General features: G+C 70.8%; 17 protein-coding genes. 8 read left to right on the top strand and 9 right to left on the bottom strand.

Annotated features, from left to right (window positions below):
* Positions 1–43: 43 nt before the first annotated feature.
* Positions 44–1,558 carry an aminopeptidase P family protein gene (locus F4561_RS11790; protein ID WP_312885220.1) on the top strand — a complete coding sequence of 505 codons (1,515 nt, stop codon included), beginning with the start codon at positions 44–46 and terminating at the stop codon, positions 1,556–1,558.
* Between the two features lie 159 nt (positions 1,559–1,717).
* Here the strand turns inward: F4561_RS11790 and F4561_RS11795 are convergent, their stop codons facing one another.
* Complete coding sequence (locus tag F4561_RS11795) at positions 1,718–2,389, bottom strand: lysophospholipid acyltransferase family protein (protein WP_184577991.1); 672 nt, start codon at positions 2,387–2,389, stop codon at positions 1,718–1,720.
* A 144-nt stretch (positions 2,390–2,533) separates the two neighbouring features.
* Between F4561_RS11795 and F4561_RS11800 the strand changes: the two genes are divergently transcribed.
* Positions 2,534–3,304 (top strand): potassium channel family protein, encoded by a 771-nt coding sequence (locus tag F4561_RS11800; RefSeq protein WP_312885221.1) that lies wholly within the window; start codon positions 2,534–2,536, stop codon positions 3,302–3,304.
* A gap of 172 nt (positions 3,305–3,476) precedes the next feature.
* Positions 3,477–4,352 (top strand): hypothetical protein, encoded by an 876-nt coding sequence (locus F4561_RS11805; protein WP_184577994.1) that lies wholly within the window; start codon positions 3,477–3,479, stop codon positions 4,350–4,352.
* Positions 4,353–4,436: 84 nt separating this feature from the next.
* Here the strand turns inward: F4561_RS11805 and F4561_RS11810 are convergent, their stop codons facing one another.
* Positions 4,437–5,366 (bottom strand): serine/threonine dehydratase, encoded by a 930-nt coding sequence (locus F4561_RS11810; protein ID WP_184577996.1) that lies wholly within the window; start codon positions 5,364–5,366, stop codon positions 4,437–4,439.
* Between the two features lie 148 nt (positions 5,367–5,514).
* Here F4561_RS11810 and F4561_RS11815 point away from each other — a divergent pair, with 148 nt between their 5' ends.
* A complete protein-coding gene (locus F4561_RS11815) occupies positions 5,515–6,417 on the top strand; it encodes a LysR family transcriptional regulator (RefSeq protein ID WP_184583515.1) in 903 nt (300 codons plus the stop codon).
* A gap of 53 nt (positions 6,418–6,470) precedes the next feature.
* Here F4561_RS11815 and F4561_RS11820 read toward each other — a convergent pair whose 3' ends face one another.
* Positions 6,471–6,770, bottom strand: a complete 300-nt coding sequence (locus tag F4561_RS11820) for a hypothetical protein (RefSeq protein WP_184577999.1) — start codon at positions 6,768–6,770, stop codon at positions 6,471–6,473.
* 237 nt (positions 6,771–7,007) lie between these two features.
* Between F4561_RS11820 and F4561_RS11825 the strand changes: the two genes are divergently transcribed.
* From F4561_RS11825 to F4561_RS11840, 4 genes are all read left to right on the top strand, one after another.
* Positions 7,008–7,829, top strand: coding sequence for a helix-turn-helix domain-containing protein (locus F4561_RS11825; RefSeq protein ID WP_184578002.1), 822 nt, complete (start codon positions 7,008–7,010; stop codon positions 7,827–7,829).
* Complete coding sequence (locus tag F4561_RS11830; RefSeq protein WP_184578005.1) at positions 7,816–7,998, top strand: DUF397 domain-containing protein; 183 nt, start codon at positions 7,816–7,818, stop codon at positions 7,996–7,998. Before F4561_RS11825 ends, F4561_RS11830 begins: the two co-directional genes overlap by 14 nt.
* Before the next feature lie 74 nt (positions 7,999–8,072).
* Positions 8,073–8,255 (top strand): DUF397 domain-containing protein, encoded by a 183-nt coding sequence (locus F4561_RS11835; protein WP_184578008.1) that lies wholly within the window; start codon positions 8,073–8,075, stop codon positions 8,253–8,255.
* Between the two features lie 92 nt (positions 8,256–8,347).
* The gene (locus F4561_RS11840) at positions 8,348–8,839 is read left to right on the top strand and encodes an OsmC family protein (protein ID WP_312885222.1); all 492 of its coding nucleotides are present in this window, start codon (positions 8,348–8,350) and stop codon (positions 8,837–8,839) included.
* A 99-nt stretch (positions 8,840–8,938) separates the two neighbouring features.
* Here the strand turns inward: F4561_RS11840 and F4561_RS11845 are convergent, their stop codons facing one another.
* The 6 genes from F4561_RS11845 to F4561_RS11870 all read right to left on the bottom strand — a co-directional run bounded on the left by F4561_RS11845 (position 8,939) and on the right by F4561_RS11870 (position 15,176).
* Complete coding sequence (locus tag F4561_RS11845; protein ID WP_184578014.1) at positions 8,939–10,141, bottom strand: NAD(P)/FAD-dependent oxidoreductase; 1,203 nt, start codon at positions 10,139–10,141, stop codon at positions 8,939–8,941.
* A 114-nt stretch (positions 10,142–10,255) separates the two neighbouring features.
* Positions 10,256–11,242 (bottom strand): sigma-70 family RNA polymerase sigma factor, encoded by a 987-nt coding sequence (locus tag F4561_RS11850; RefSeq protein WP_184578017.1) that lies wholly within the window; start codon positions 11,240–11,242, stop codon positions 10,256–10,258.
* Between the two features lie 64 nt (positions 11,243–11,306).
* On the bottom strand, positions 11,307–11,762 hold the full coding sequence (locus tag F4561_RS11855; protein WP_184578020.1) for a MaoC family dehydratase: 456 nt from the start codon (positions 11,760–11,762) through the stop codon (positions 11,307–11,309).
* 59 nt (positions 11,763–11,821) lie between these two features.
* Entirely contained in the window at positions 11,822–13,345 is a 1,524-nt protein-coding gene (locus F4561_RS11860) for an acyl-CoA synthetase (RefSeq protein ID WP_184578023.1), read from the bottom strand.
* Positions 13,346–13,365: 20 nt separating this feature from the next.
* Complete coding sequence (locus F4561_RS11865) at positions 13,366–14,259, bottom strand: amidohydrolase family protein (protein ID WP_312885223.1); 894 nt, start codon at positions 14,257–14,259, stop codon at positions 13,366–13,368.
* Positions 14,256–15,176, bottom strand: coding sequence for an SDR family NAD(P)-dependent oxidoreductase (locus F4561_RS11870; RefSeq protein WP_184578026.1), 921 nt, complete (start codon positions 15,174–15,176; stop codon positions 14,256–14,258). The genes F4561_RS11865 and F4561_RS11870 overlap by 4 nt, the downstream gene beginning before the upstream one ends.
* Positions 15,177–15,229 lie beyond the last annotated feature (53 nt).

Consider the following 15,229-nt stretch of genomic DNA (forward strand, 5'->3'; position numbering starts at 1 on the left):
GACTACGCCGCCGCAGCAGCCGCACTCGACGAGGAGGGCCACCGTGACCGAGCACCAGCATCCGCAGGCGGAGCGGGAGCACGACGGTGCCGGCGCCGCCGCACCGGCGCCCAGCCCGCGGAAGAACGGCCCGTACAAGAGCGTCTCCGAGGAGCTGGCGGCGTGGATGCGCACCGGCTGGGCCGACACCGAGCGCCGCGACCTGCGCCCGCTGGAGCAGGCGCCCTACACCGCCAAGCGCCGTGCCGGGCTCAGCGCGCGCTTCCCCGGCGAGCGGCTGGTCATCCCCGCGGGCCAGCTCAAGACCCGCTCCAACGACACCGAGTACCCGTTCCGGCCGTCCAGCGACTACGTGTACCTCACCGGCGACCAGTCCGACGGCGGGTGCCTGGTACTGGAGCCCACCGCCGACGGCGGTCACGAGGCCACCGCGTACCTGTTGCCCCGCTCCAACCGGGAGAACGGCGAGTTCTGGCTCGACGGGCTCGGTGAGCTGTGGACCGGGCGCCGCAACAGCCTCGCCGAGGCGGGCCAGCTCCTCGGGCTGGCCACCGACGACGTCCGAGAGCTGACCGCGGTGCTGCGCGAGGCACCGTCCGCGCCCACCCGGATCCTCCGGGGACACGACCACGCGCTGGAGGAGGTGCTGCGCGACCTGCGCGGAGGCGACGCCGACGCGGACGCCGAGGCGGCCGAGCGCGACTTCGAGCTCGCCGTCCACCTGGCCGATGTCCGCCTGGTCAAGGACGACTGGGAGATCGGCCAGCTGCAGCGCGCCGTCGACTCCACCGTGCGCGGGTTCGCCGACGTCGTGGCCGCGTTCCCGCAGGCGCGGGCCACGTCCGAGCGCTACATCGAGGGCACGTTCTTCCTGCGCGCGCGGGTTGAGGGCAACGATGTCGGCTACGGCACCATCGCCGCCTCGGGGCCCAACTCCACCACCCTGCACTGGCAGCGCAACGACGGCCCGGTGCGCGAAGGCGAGATGGTGCTGCTCGACGCCGGTGTGGAGACCACCACGCTCTACACCGCCGACGTCACCCGCACCCTGCCGATCTCGGGCACCTTCAGCGACGTGCAGCGCCGCGTCTACGACCTGGTCCTCACCGCCCAGGAGGCCGGCATCGCCGAGGTCGCCCCGGGCAAGCCCTTCCGGGCCTACCACGAGGCGGCGCAGCGCGTCCTGGCCGAAGGGCTGGTCGAATGGGGGCTGCTCGACGGCCCGGCCGGCCGCGTCCTCGACCTCGGCCTGCAGCGCCGATACTCGCTGCACGGCACCGGGCACATGCTTGGCCTGGACGTGCACGACTGCGCGGTCGCGCGCACCGAGTGCTACGTCGACGGCGACCTGGAACCCGGCATGGTGCTCACCGTGGAACCCGGGCTGTACTTCCAGCCCGACGACCTGACCGTGCCCGCCGAGCTGCGCGGTATCGGGGTCCGGATCGAGGACGACGTGCTGGTCACCGACGATGGCAACCGGGTGCTCTCGGCGGCCCTGCCGCGCCGGGCCGAGGATGTGGAGGCGTGGCTGGCCGGCCGCGCTCCGGTGGCCTGATGGGCGCACCCGGGCCGGCGGGGGCCGGCCGCCGTGGCGCGGCACCGTTCAGGTGCGGGCAGGTGGGCCGGTGCCGCGCGCCGCTGGGCGGAATTCATGTTGCACCGGCCTGGAGCTGAGTAAGGACGAGGAACCGGGCGGCGTCCCGCGGCCCGGCCGCTAGTCCGCTTCGCCGCCGTACTCGTTGTACTTTCCGGCGAGCGGCTGCCCGGACAGCGCGTGGATCGCGGCCATGATCTCGTCGGTCACAGCCCGGCGGGCCCGGCCCGCTTTGAGGTGGTCATAGCCGATGGAGAAGTCCAGTGGTGGCCCGAAGCGCACCCGGATCGGCTTGATCCGCGGCACCTTGGCGCCGATCGGCTGGATCCGTTCGGTGCCGGACAGCGCCACCGGCACGACCGGCGCCCCGGACATCAGGGCCAGGTAGGCCACGCCCGTCCGGCCGCGGTAGAGCCGGCCATCGCGCGAACGGGTGCCCTCGGGGTAGATCGCGAACGCCTCCCCGTCCTTGAGGGCGCGCAGACCGACATCGAGGGCCTCGATCGCCTCGCGGCCCGCGCCCCGCCGCACCGGTACCGCCCCGAGCGCGGTGAACGTCACCCGGGACAGTGCCCCCTTGGGGCCCCGGCCCTCGAAGTACTCGGCCTTGGCCGGGAAACGCACATGGCGCGGCACGGCCAGCGGGATCACCACGCTGTCGCAGAACGACAGGTGGTTGCTGGCCAGGATCACCGGCCCGGTCGCCGGGACGTGCTCCACCCCCTCGATCGTGGGCCGGTAGAGCAACCGGCCCAGTGTCGCTCCCACCCGCCGCGTGGTGCTGTAGAACATCGGTCTCCGATCGCCGGTGCTGCCTGGAGCTCCACGGTAGCGCCGCCGGCCTTGGCGTGCCGCTCTGGCTCCGGGGATAGGAGACGGTGCCTTTTTGGGAACCTTTCGGGCGCGCCGTGCTGCCCGTGATGCAGATTGGAGGGCGTGAATAGCGGAAACCAGAGACTCGACCGGTGGCGGCGCCGCACCGAGTTTCCCATGCTCGGCGCGGCGCTGCTGTTCCTCGCGGCCTACGCCTGGCCGATCCTCGACCCCGAACTCGCGCGGCCCTGGCAGACGGCGTGCTGGGCCCTCACCTGGCTCACCTGGGCCGCGTTCGTCGCCGACTACTCCGTTCGGCTGGCCCTCGCACGCGACCGCTGGTCCTTTGTCCGCACCAACCTCGTCGACCTGGCGATCGTCGTGCTGCCGGTGCTGCGGCCGCTGCGGCTGATCCAACTGCTCTCGATCGTGACCGTGCTGAACCGCAGGCTGACGGTCTCGCTGCGGCAGCATGTCACGATGTTCGCGGTCGTCGCCTCGGGCCTGGTTCTGTTCTGCGCCTCCCTGGCGGTGCTGGACGCCGAGCGCGGTGCGCCCGGGGCCACCATCACCACGTTCGAGGAGGCGCTGTGGTGGGCGGCGGTCACGGTGACCACGGTGGGCTACGGCGACTTCTACCCGGTGACGTCGGCGGGCCGCCTCATCGCGGTCGGGTTGTTCCTGGCCGGGATCGCGTTGCTCGGTGTGGTGACCGGGACGCTGGCGTCGTGGTTCGTGGAGAAGGTCGACGCGACGAAGGAGGAGACCACCGCCACCCGCGCCGAGGTGGAGATTCTGATGGCCGAAGTCCGGGCGCTCCGCAGCGAGCTGTCCGGCACGCCGGCCGCCAACGGCGACAACGTGCCTGCCCCCGCCGACGACCGGTCCGGATGATCGTAGGGCCGTGGCGGCCGAGGAGGCGGTGCACCCGGCTACTGCGACCATGGCTCGTTCGGTGCTTACCCCAAAGTCGTGACCCGTGGGGCGTGTCCATGGAAAAGTGGCTGGATCCGGCCACCTTTTCCGTTTCACGGAAACCGGGGCGTCTGGGCTCTAGGTTGTCCGCATGCCCGGATTCGATCACGAGTTGCAGGTTCAACTGTTCCAGCGCAACCCGGACTTGGCGCCCGCTTTGCTGGACGAGGTCTGCAGCTTCCCCATTCCCGACTACGCCCGTGCCGAGATCGGCTGCGCCGACCTGACCAATCTGACCCCGAAGCCGTACAAGGCCGACGATGTCACCGTGCTCTACGCCGCGGACGGCAAGCGGCTGCTTGCCGTGATCACCGAGACCCAGCAGCGCGAGGACCAGGACAAGCCCTTCACTTGGCCGGTGTACGTAACAACGGTGCGCGAACGTTTGCGCTGCCCAGTACGGCTGCTGGTGGTGTGCCCGGATGTCAAGACCGCGGTGTGGGCCCGCATGCCCATTGAGGTCGAGGCCGGAGGGGCCACCCTGTGTCCCGCCGCGATCGGCCCGAACGAGGTCCCGGTCGTCAACGACACGGCGAAGGCTATGAGCCTGCCCGAACTGTCGGTCCTATCGGCCGCCGCCCACGGCGACGACCCGGCCGTGTTGAAAGCGGCGGAAGCCGCTTTGGATGTCGTGCCCGAACGGACCCGGCTTATCTACAATGACTTTATCGAGGCGAGGCTTAGCGCTGCGGCTCGGAAACTGTGGGAGGACATGATGGCGACTGGCACCTACGAGTGGCAGAGCGATTTCGCTCGCAAGTACGTCGGGCAAGGCAGGGCCGAGGGCAGGTCTGAGGGCAAGTCTGAGGGCAAAGCCGAGGACATCGTCATGATCCTCGGTGCCCGGGGCTTTGCGGTGAGCGAGGCCCAGTGTGAGCGCATCCGCTCCTGCACCGATCTTGACCAGCTCAACACCTGGCTCACCCGCGCCGTCACCGCCGAGACCGTCGAGGAACTCTTCGACTGACAGCGCCCGCGAGCAGGAGATCCGTCGCCGTCGCCCCCGGGCCGTGCCGAGGGCGGCGCACACCAACGAACCGCCGCCGTGGTGCTAGTCGCCGGGCTGCCAGTCGCTGTTGGCCCCGCAGATCACCAGGCACGCCTGGTTGCCAGGCACCCGCCCGGCCAGCCAGGCGGCGAAGGGCACCGCGGCGGCGGGCTCGGCGGCGATCCGGAACTCCTCCCACAACCGGTCGCGCGCGGCGATGATCTCCTCGTCGGAGACCAGGGCCGTCGACACCGGGTTGGCACGCAGCACCCCGAACGGCGACTCACCCACCCGGGTGGCGCCCAGCGCGGAGGAGGCCACGGAGTCGACCGGAGCGTCGACCGGAGCGCCGGCGGCGAGCGCGGCGTGCAGGCTCTGGCACCCCTGCGGCTCCACCGCGACGACCCGCCGCTCGCCCGCGCCCAGGCGCACGCCGGCGAGCAGGCCGCCGCCGCCCACAGCCACCGCGACGGTGTCGCACTCGGGCGCGTCGGCCGCGATCTCGTGGCCGACCGTGCCCTGACCGGCCACCACCAGCGGGTCATCGTAGGCGTGCAGGTACCGCACCCCCTCGTCGGCGGCACGCTTATGGGCCGCGTCGGCCGCGACGGCATAATGGTCGCCGACCCGGACGAGCTCCGCGCCCGACTGCTCAAGCCGCCGCGCCTTCGCTTCGGGCACGGTCGTGGGCACGTAGACGATCGCCTGGATCCCCAGCAGCCGCGCGGCAGTGGCCACGCCCAGGCCGTGGTTGCCCCCCGACGCCGTGATGACCCGGTCGGTCGGCTCGCCCCCCAGCAACGCGTTCAGCGCGCCGCGCAGCTTGAACGCCCCGGTCAACTGCATGTGCTCCAGTTTCAGGGCCAAGGGGCGCCCGTCGACCCGGGCGCGCAGGATCGGGGTGCGGCGGGCGTAGGGCAGGATCCGCTCCGCCGCCGCACGGACATCGACTGCTGTGGGGACGTGCGCCGGAAGCGCCGTGTTCGAGGTCATGCCTTCACTCTGCCGGTCGTGAGCCATAAGTTAAAGTTGACGTTCCTAAGGAAGATTAACCAGTGCTTACCCTGGCCGCGTGGTGCGCTGTGCCGCCACGCGCGGCTGGACTGTCGCGGGCCGTGCCAACGGGCGATGGGGGATCCGGGTGCTGGACGCCAATCGGGTGCGGGTGCTGGTGGAGGTCGCGCACGCCGGGTCGATCGCCGCGGCGGCCGAGCGCATGGCGTTCACCCCGCCCGCGCTGTCCCAGCAGCTTGCCAAGCTCGAACGCGAGCTCGGCTGCGCTCTGGTGGAACGCGGCCGTACCGGGGTGCGGCTCACCGCGGCCGGACAGGTGCTTCTGGAGCACGGCGAGCGCATGCTCGGCGAGCTGCGCGACGCCGAGACCGCCGCGCGGGCAGCGGCGGGGGAGTCCCCGCGCCGGCTCTCCGTGGGCGCGTTCGCCAGCGCCGGGAAGGTCCTGGTGCCCAACGCGCTGGCGGCCTTCGGCCGTGCGCATCCGCACGTGCGCCTGGCGCTGTCCGACGTCGAGCCGCCGGGCGGGTACGGGCTGGTGACCTCCGGCGACCTGGACCTGCTCATCACGCACCGCTACCCGGGCACCTCCCTTCCGCACGTCAGCGGTCTGCACCGCGAGCAGGTCCTGGTCGACCCGCTGATGCTGGTGCTTCCCGAGGGGCATCCGGCGGCCGGCGGCGCCCCGCGCCTGACCGACCTCACCGAGGAGGAGTGGATCTGCGGCGCGCCCGGTATCTCGAACCGGGTCGCGCTGGACCGGGCCGCCGAGGCCGAGGGGGTCCGGCTCACGGTGGCCTACGAGACCCGCGACTACGAGGTCACGCTGGCCCTGATCCAGTCCGGAGTGGGGATCGGGCTGATCCCGCGGACGATCCTGCGCGCCGCCCCCGCCACCGGCTGGATCGCCGTGCCCCTGTCTGGGGCCGAGACGGCGCGCGAGGTGTACGTGGTGCACCGGAAGCGGCCACGCGGCCCGGTGCCGGAGATGGTCGACCTGTTGCGGTGGTCGGCCCAGCGGGCACTGGGGTAGGCCATGGCCGGATCTCCCGCGCCATTGTCCCGCCGATGAGCGCGGGGAGTGGGCTACTCGGCGGTGCCCGGGGTTGGTTCGTCGTCCTCGTCGGGGGTGGCGGCGGCCAGCACGCGGCCCAGCAGGCGCACGGTGTCGGTCCGCACGGTGCGCCCGCCGTCGAAGCGAGGGCGGGCGGTGTAGGGGGCCTTGTGGCACATCGGCTCGAAACAGATCCGCCACCAGTCGCCGAACTCCTCGTGCAGAGGGAGCAGCTCGTCCGGCAACTCCGGCTCGGGCGGGGACGTGGGCATAGCCGCTTCGGCGGCATTCTCGATCGCCGGGGTCTGGGCGGGAACGGTAGGCTCGGACATCGTCACCAGCTTCCTTCAGCGTGTTGGTGGCCACGGCCCGGGACAGTCGCCACTGTCGCCGGGCTCTTGTTTGTTCGGGCCCTGGAATCCGAACTGTCCGCGTTTTCCACAATTCACCAGAACCCATGCCCCGACAATGCCGAACGCCGTAGCGTATTTCCATTGCTACAGCCATCCAGCGGAAACGCACGGAGGGCTGTGGTTCAAGGCAATACAGGTGCGGTAGGAGGCGGTAAAATGGCGGTATCGCGCAAGTCCGCGCGGCTCCGGTTCGGGTTCGAGGTGCGGCGTTACCGGAAGCGAGCAGGGATGACGCAGCAGCATGTCGCCAAGGCGCTGCACATCTCCCAATCGCATCTATCCGACGTCGAGGTCGGAAAGAAAGGGCTTGGGACCGAACAAATCCCCCGATTGGATAGTGTCCTTAACGCCGGTGGGCTGCTGGCGAAACGGTGGCAGGATCTGCACCGCGAGGACGGCTATGCCGAGTGGTTCCGTGACGTGGTGACCCTGGAGCAGGAGGCGACCGAGATTCGGTTGTACCAGTCCTCGGTGGTCCCGGGCCTGTTCCAGACCGCCGCCTATGCCCGGGAACTGATCCAGCTGGGCAACCCGGGCGCAACGTCGGTCGCTGTCACCGAACAGGTGGAGGCCCGCATCCGGCGCCAGGAGATCCTCGAAGCCGAGCAGGGAGCGGTAGTCATGGCGGTGATCGAGGAGCACGTACTGCGCCGTCCGGTCGGCGGCGTCGAGACCATGGCGGCCCAGCTCGACAAGCTGCTGGAAGTGGCCATCCCACCCCGGGTGACCGTCCAGGTGATTCCCCTGGACACCCCGGAGCACTACGGCATGGATGGCTCGTTTGCCCTATTCGTTGTCCCAGAAAAGGGACACCTCGCCTACACCGAGACTCACGTCTCCAGTGACCCCCGGGACGACAAGGCGGCCATCGACGGCTATATGACAATATTCGGGAACCTGCGCGGTGTCGCGCTCGCCCCCAGCGCTTCACGTTCCCTTATCGAGAGGATCAGGAGAGAGTTCGATGCTCAACCGTGAATGGATTACGTCCAGCTACTCCCAGGGCGGCATGGACAACTGTGTCCAGGCTCGTAGCGCTTCCCACTACGCGGTGGATGTCCGCGACTCCCAACACCCCGACCACGGGTATCTGTCGTTCGACGGTGCCGAGTGGCGCGCCTTCCTCGCCGACGCTCACCGGCTCTAAGGATCCCCGAACAGCGACCGCGCTCGCCCCCAGCGCTTCGCGTTCCCTTATCGAGAGGATCAGGAGAGAGTTCGATGCTCAACCGTGAATGGATTACGTCCAGCTACAGTTCCAGAGGCGCGGACAACTGTGTCCAGGCTCGTAGCGTTTCCCGCTACGCGGTGGATGTCCGCGACTCCCAGCACCCTGACCACGGCAACCTCACCTTCGAGTCCGCCGAGTGGCGGGCCTTCTTGGCCGGAGTCGAGGTGCTTTGACATAGGCTCGCGGGGCGTGTGCGGCCGGTGCCGCGCGGCGGGTAGACATGTGGCGTGGACGGCAGCGATCAGCGAGCAACCAGGAGGCACGGGTGGGGGACACCAGCGGCGACACTTCCGGCGGGACCTCGGCCGGTGGGGGCGATAAGCAGCGCGTCACGGTGGTCACCGAGACCGGCGAGGGCGGGTACGCGCAGCGCGTCACCGTCGGGCCGCACGAGCTGGCGGCCGACGAGCCGGCCTCCGACGGCGGGACCGACGCCGGGCCCAGCCCCTACGACCTGCTCCTCGCCTCGCTGGGGACGTGCACGTCGATGACGATCCGGATGTTCGCGCAGCGCAGGGAGTGGCCCCTGCGCGGGATCACGGTGCGGCTGCGCCACAGCCGCATCCACGCCGCGGACTGCGAGAACTGCGAGACCGAGTCCGGCCGGGTCGACTACATCCGGCGCGAGATCGAGCTCGACGGCGACCTCGACGCCGACCAGCGCGCCAAGCTCATGGAGATCGCCGACAAGTGCCCGGTGCACCGCACCTTGCGCTCCGAGGTCGCCATCGACACCCACCCCGTGGGCGCGCCGTAGCCGACTTCCGGCGCGCCTCGCCGGGTGTGTGCTCGCAAAGCTTCGCGCCGGCCGGCGCCCCTCCGCACCGGCCGGCGCGCTCCCTGTTGGGTCCGGGCCCTACCCTCGCTCGGCGGGCGCCGCGGTCTGCGCGGTGCTGATCCGGCGGCGGGGCCGGGGCAGGTACGGTCCGCTCAACCAGCCGTGTGTGGGTGCGGCCGCCGCGCCGCGTACGACCGCCTCCTTGTAGGCCGCCGCTGCCCGACCGGTGAGCACCCTGGTGCGGGGAGTGTCGTCGCTGCGCACGAACTGGATCAGGCCGTCGCGGCGCCCCAGGCTGACGCACCAGTTGAAAAACGCGAACCGCAGTGGGGCTGGCTCGTCGCCGCTGAGTCGGGCGGCGATGGCGTCGGCGGCCTTCCACGCCATGGGACCCCCGGTGGCGCACGCCATGCGCAGGGGCCGTCCTCCCGGTCCCGGCGCGTGGGCGGCGTCGCCGACCGCGTAGACCTCCGGGTGCGAGACCGAGCGCTGCGTGGTGTCCACTGTGATCCGCCCGGCGTCGTCGACCTCCAGGCCCGCCTTGCGGGCGAGATCGGAGACGGCGAAGCCGGCGGTCCACAGCACCGCGTCGGCGCCGAGCTGGCGCCCGTCGCCAAGGCGCATCCCGCCGGGCAGTACCTCGCTTACCGGGGCCCGATCGACCAGCTCGATGCCCAGCCGGTGCATCGTGCGGTGCAGGTAGGCCCGCCCACGCGGGGAGAACTCCTGTCCCAGCGGCCCGCGGGTCACCAGGCGAACCGACAGTTCCGGGCGGCTCTCGGCGAGCTCGGTTGCGGTCTCCAGGCCGGTCAGGCCGCCGCCGACCACGGTGACGTTGCCGCCCTCGGTGGTGAGCCGGCTCAGCGTGTGCGCGGCGAAACTCCTCGCCTGGTCCCATTCGGCGAGGGTGTGGGCGTGGGCCCGCGTGCCCGGCACCGTTGCGGTGCCGGTGGCGCTTCCCAGCCCGTAGACCAGGGTGTCGTAGTCCTGGGTGGCCGGCACGCCGTCCTCGGTGAGGCGGACGCGCCGCTGGTCCGCGTCGACGCCGGTGACTTCCGCTATGCGCACCCGGATTCCGGTGCCCCGCACGCTTTCGGTGATGCGGCGCGCGGGCAGCGGTTGGTCGGTGGCGGTCTGGTGCAGCCGCACCCGTTCGACGAACCTGTCGGTGGCGTTGACCAGTACGATCCGGACCTCCTCGCGCCGGGTCTGCCGGGCGAGGCGCTGCGCCGCCATGAGGCCGGCGTATCCGGCTCCGAGCACGGCAACGGTGTGGGACATGGTGGTTCCTCTCCGCCGGCACGCACCGTCCCGCTTTCCTCGGCGACGGTGCGACTGGAATGTCGCGACTTGAACCGGCGACAGCCGCCCGGCGTGACAGGCGATGGCCGTGTCCTAGGTCACACCGAGTGGAGCCGTGCGCAACTGAGTGGTGAGGAAGCCGAGCTTGTCGGGGTTGGCGATGGTGTGGATGGTGGCGACCTCGCCGGCGCGCAACTGGAACTGCTGGACCATCGCCGGTGTGCCGTCCACCAGGACCAACAGCGCCGGCAGGGCGTTGACCTCGATGGGAGTGAGGACCGCCAGAGGGCGGCCGGCCGGGCGGCGGCGCATCTCCATGGCGGTTCCGGGCGCGGCCACGGCCAGCTCGTAGAGCCGGGCGCCGTTGCGCAGGAAACCGTTCAGGTAACGCCCGACCAGGTCCCGGCCCTCGACGGGGCGCCTGGCCGCGGCGACCCTGCCACCGCCGTCGGCGTAGGCGACCACGTCGTCGGCGAGACGCTGTTCCAGCTCGGTGAGGTCGCCCCCGTTCGCCGCCGCCAGGAACAGCTCAACCACCTGCCGCCAGGCCTGCGGTGCGGGATCGTAGCGGGGGCGCTGCTCGGCCAGGCGCTGGCGGGCCCGCCGCAACAGCTGCCGTGAGGACGGCTCGTTGACGTCGAGGATCGCCGCGATCTCGCGGTGGTCGTGGTCGAACGCCTCATGCAGCACGAACACCGCGCGTTCGGAAGGGCTGAGCCGTTCCATCAGCGCCAGCAGCCCCAACGACACCGACTCGCGCTGCTCCGTGGTCTCCAGCGGGCCCAACCCGTGGTCGGCTCCGGGGCCGGTGGCCACCGGTTCGGGCAGCCACGGTCCGGGGTAGCGTTCCCGCTGCGCGCGGGCGGAGGTGAGCCGGTTGCGGCAGAGATTGGTTACCACGGTGGTCAGCCACGCGACGGGGGTGCCGATGTTCTCGCGGTCCGCCTCGTGCCAGCGCAGGTAGGTGTCCTGCACCGCGTCCTCGGCCTCGGTGGCCGAACCGAGCATCCGGTAGGCGAGCGCGAACAGCCGGGGGCGGTGCCGCTGAAACTCCCGGGCTCCGTCCGTGTCGCTGGGCATAACGAAAGCATCTCACGGCCCGCACCTCACCGTGCGCGGGGTGCGGGCCGGGGTGTCCCGCAGGTCAGGCGAGGTAGCGGTACACCGCCTGGGCGACGCAGGCGGGCTTCTCGGAGCCGGCGAGCTCGACGGTGCCGTCCACGAGCACCTGCACACCGTTGGCGACGTCGGTCACCTCGCCGAGGCTCGCCGCCAGCCGGATGTGCGAGCCGACCGGGACCGGGGCGAGGAACCGCACCTTGTTCAGCCCGTAGTTGACCGCCATGCTGATGCCCTCGATGTTGAGGACCTCGGAGAACATCGGGATGATCAGCGAGAGCGTCAGGTAGCCGTGCGCGATCGGCCCGCCGAAGGGGCCTTCCTTGGCGCGCTCGGGGTCGACGTGGATCCACTGGTGGTCGTTGGTGGCGTCGGCGAACGTGTTGACGCGTTCCTGGGTGACCTGCAGCCACGAACTGTGTCCGAGGTCCTTCCCGGCGGCGTTGCGCAGCTCGTCGATTCCGTTGACAGTGATGGCCATGGTTGTCTACCTCCAGGTCAGGGGTGGGATGTGGTCCGGAGCGGGGGAGTCGGCGCCTCTCAGGGGTCGCCGTGGCTCTGGCGCAGGTGGGTCTTGAGCAGCTTCCCGGAGGCGTTGCGGGGGAGCGCGTCGGCGAAGTGCACCGACTTGGGGATCTTGTACCGGGCGAGGCGCCCCGAGCAGTGGTCGAGGAGGTCCTGCGGGGTGGCCTCGGTGCCTTCCCGCGGGACCACGATCGCCCGGCCGGCCTCGCCCCACTTCTCGTCGGGCACGCCGATCACGGCCACCTCCTTGACGGCCGGGTGGTCGTAGAGGACGTTCTCCACCTCGGCCGGGTAGATGTTCTCCCCGCCGGAGATGATCATGTCCTTCACCCGGTCGACCACGTAGACGTAACCCTCGTCGTCCACGGTGGCCACGTCCCCGGTCCGGAACCAGCCGTCGTTGGTGAACGCCGCCGCGGTGCTGTCGGGCCGTCCCCAGTAGCCGCTCATGACGTTGGGCCCGGCCACGACGATCTCGCCGGGCTGGCCGGGTTCGGTGTCGCGGCCGTTCTCGTCGACCACCCGGACGTTGGTGAAGAAGCTCGACTTGCCGGCCGACCCCGCCTTGCGTGCGCTGTCGGCGGCCCCGAGGAACAGCGCGCCCGGCGCGGTCTCGGTCATGCCGTACCCCTGCAGGAACGTCAGGCCGCGCTTCTGGTAGGTCTCGATCGTGGACTCGGGGACGGGCGCGCCGCCCGCCTCCAGCACGCGCAGCGAGGACACGTCGGCCTCCTCCCACCGCGGTGAGGCGGCCAGCGCGTTGAACATCGCGGGCACCCCGAACATCCAGGTGATCCGCTGCGACGTGAACAGGTCGATGGTCTCCTCGGGGTCGAACCCCTTGGTGATGACCACCCGGCCGCCCTTCATCAGGGTGGGCAGGCACGTCATGTTGAGCGCGGCGGTGTGGAACAGGGGAGCGCTGACGAGCGTCACCTCATCAGCGGTCAGGTCGACCTCGATGACGACGTTGACGCAGTTCCAGGTGATGTTGCCGTGCGTGAGAACCGCTCCCTTGGGGCGGCCGGTGGTACCCGACGTGTACATGATCATGCACATGTCGTCCAGCTCGACCGGCTCGTCGAGCGGGTCCTCCGGGGAGCCGGCGATGAGGTCCTCGAAGCCGGAGGCGGTGTCGCCGCCGCCGGCGACGGGGACGAACTCGCGCACCACGGTGCGCTCGCGCAGCCCTTCGGCCGTCTCGGCGTGCTCCGGGCCGTAGACGAGCACGCTGCTCCCGGAGTCGCCGACGATGTAGGCGAGCTCGGGAGTGGCGAGCCGGGTGTTGAGGGGGACGAAAACGGCGCCGATGAGTCCGGCGGCGAAGAGGGTCTCCAGCAGCGACGGGTGGTTGTGGCCCAGGTAGGCCACCCGGTCGCCCCGGTGCACCCCGAGCCCGCGCAGGGCGTGCGCGAGCCGCAGCACGCGCCGTTGGAGATCGTCGTAGTTGAGCGTGCGGTCCTCGTGGACGATCGCCACCCGGTCCGGCGCCATGCGCGCGCGGCGCGCCGGCCAAGAGCCGATTCCGTTGTTACGCATCGCTATCCCGCCTTATTCGCTTATTCCTGCGTGGGGGCGAGCCCGAGCAGCCGAGCGGCGTTCTCCTTGAGAATCTTCGGCCGGACCTCGGGCTTGATGTCGAGCTTGTCGAACGACTTCAGCCAGCGGTCAGGTGAGATGACCGGGTAGTCGGAGCCGAACAGTACCTTGTCCTGCAGCAGGGTGTTGGCGTACTGGATGAGCTGGGGAGGGAAGTACCGCGGCGACCAGCCCGACAGGTCGATGTGCACCCGGGGCTTATGGGTGGCGATCGAGAGCGCCTCGTCCTGCCACGGGAACGAGGGGTGGGCGAGGATGATCGGCAGGTCGGGGAAGTCCGCGGCCACGTCGTCCACGTGCAGCGGGTTGGAGTACTTCAGCCGGATGCCGCCGCCACCGGGCGCCCCCGCCCCGATCCCGGTCTGGCCGGTGTGGAACAGCGCGACCACGCCCAGCTCGGCCAGCGTCTCGTAGAGCACGTAGGCACGGCGGTCGTTGGGGTAGAACTCCTGCAGGTTCGGGTGGAACTTGAAGCCCTTGACCCCGAACTCCTCCACGAGCCGCCGCGCCTGGCGCGCGCCCAGCCGGCCCTTGGCCGGGTCGATGCTCGCGAAGGGGATGAGTACGTCGGAGTGGTTGGCGGCGGCCTCGGCGACCTCCTCGTTGGGGACGGCCGGTTGACCCGTGGTCGACTCGGTGTCCACGGGGAAGACCACACAGGCCATGGAGCGCTCGCGGAAGTGCGCGGCGATCTCGGGCAGGGTGGGTTTGCGGTCGCCCTCGACCTTGAAGTAGGCGCTGGACGCCTCATGCAACTCGTCGCTGAGTGAGGCGGTGCCCTCCTGCGACACCTCGGCGTGCGTGTGCACGTCGATGGCGACGAGAGAGTCGAGGTCGATACCGGGGCCGGTCACTTGGCGCCCCCCTCGGGCGCCTCAGGGGCGGGGATGCCCACGCTCTCGGTCGCCCGGCCGACCGTGCTCGCCCACGTGGCGGCGATGTCGTCGGCGCTCCAGCCGTCTTCGCGGTAGCTGACCGTAGTCTCCTGCGGGTGGGACCACATCGACAGTTTGTCGCCGCCGATGCCGACGCACTGGCCGGTCACGTCGGCGGCCGCTTCCGAGGCGAGGAACGTGACCAACCCGGCGGCGTCCTCGGGCATCCCGAATCCCTCGGCCTTGCGCATCCAGTCGGGCAGCGGCTCGCCGCGTTCCCGCGTGGCCTCGACGTAGGGCGCGAACGCGGGGATGGTCTCGGTCATGGGGGTGGCCGCCACGGGAACGACCGCGTTGACGGTGATGCCGGCCTTGGCGCACTCCATGGACCAGGTGCGGACCATCGCGGCGATTCCGGCCTTGGCCGCGGCGTAGTTGGTCTGGCCGAAGTTGCCGCGCTGGCCGGCCGGCGAGGTGACCAGGACCAGCCGGCCGCCCTCACCGCGCTCGCGCATGTGGCTCACCGCGGCGCGGGCGCAGGTGAAGGTGCCGCGCAGGTGGACGTCGATGACGGCGTCGAACTCCTCGTCGGTCATCTTCCACAGCACGCGGTCGCGCAGGATGCCCGCGTTGGTCACCAGGATGTCCAGCTTGCCGAACTCCGCCACCGCCCGGTCGACCAGGCGCTGTGCCACCTCGGACGATCCGACGGCCGCCACCTCGGCGACGGCGCGCCCTCCGTCGTTCGCGATGGTCTCGGTCGCCTCCTTGGCCGCCGCCTCGTCGGCGTCGTTGACCACGACCGCGGCGCCCGAGCGGGCGAGATCGCGCGCATAGGCCAGCCCCAGCCCGCGGCCGGCCCCGGTTACCAGGGCGACCTTTCCCGTGAGGTCCATTGGAGTCTCCGCTCGTTCTGCTTCGTTGGGTCGCGCCGCCCCCGGCGCATGCT

Source organism: Lipingzhangella halophila (genome assembly GCF_014203805.1).
Lineage (GTDB): Bacteria > Actinomycetota > Actinomycetes > Streptosporangiales > Streptosporangiaceae > Lipingzhangella > Lipingzhangella halophila.

What these genes read in the sequence shown, in the direction of transcription:
- F4561_RS11795 (WP_184577991.1), bottom strand. Translation starts at nt 2,389, where the DNA reads ATGTTCTACAGCACCACGCGGCGGGTGGGAGCGACACTGGGCCGGTTG.
- F4561_RS11805 (WP_184577994.1), top strand. Translation starts at nt 3,477, where the DNA reads ATGCCCGGATTCGATCACGAGTTGCAGGTTCAACTGTTCCAGCGCAAC.
- F4561_RS11810 (WP_184577996.1), bottom strand. Translation starts at nt 5,366, where the DNA reads ATGACCTCGAACACGGCGCTTCCGGCGCACGTCCCCACAGCAGTCGAT.
- F4561_RS11820 (WP_184577999.1), bottom strand. Translation starts at nt 6,770, where the DNA reads ATGTCCGAGCCTACCGTTCCCGCCCAGACCCCGGCGATCGAGAATGCC.
- F4561_RS11825 (WP_184578002.1), top strand. Translation starts at nt 7,008, where the DNA reads ATGGCGGTATCGCGCAAGTCCGCGCGGCTCCGGTTCGGGTTCGAGGTG.
- F4561_RS11830 (WP_184578005.1), top strand. Translation starts at nt 7,816, where the DNA reads ATGCTCAACCGTGAATGGATTACGTCCAGCTACTCCCAGGGCGGCATG.
- F4561_RS11835 (WP_184578008.1), top strand. Translation starts at nt 8,073, where the DNA reads ATGCTCAACCGTGAATGGATTACGTCCAGCTACAGTTCCAGAGGCGCG.
- F4561_RS11845 (WP_184578014.1), bottom strand. Translation starts at nt 10,141, where the DNA reads ATGTCCCACACCGTTGCCGTGCTCGGAGCCGGATACGCCGGCCTCATG.
- F4561_RS11850 (WP_184578017.1), bottom strand. Translation starts at nt 11,242, where the DNA reads ATGCCCAGCGACACGGACGGAGCCCGGGAGTTTCAGCGGCACCGCCCC.
- F4561_RS11855 (WP_184578020.1), bottom strand. Translation starts at nt 11,762, where the DNA reads ATGGCCATCACTGTCAACGGAATCGACGAGCTGCGCAACGCCGCCGGG.
- F4561_RS11860 (WP_184578023.1), bottom strand. Translation starts at nt 13,345, where the DNA reads ATGCGTAACAACGGAATCGGCTCTTGGCCGGCGCGCCGCGCGCGCATG.
- F4561_RS11870 (WP_184578026.1), bottom strand. Translation starts at nt 15,176, where the DNA reads ATGGACCTCACGGGAAAGGTCGCCCTGGTAACCGGGGCCGGCCGCGGG.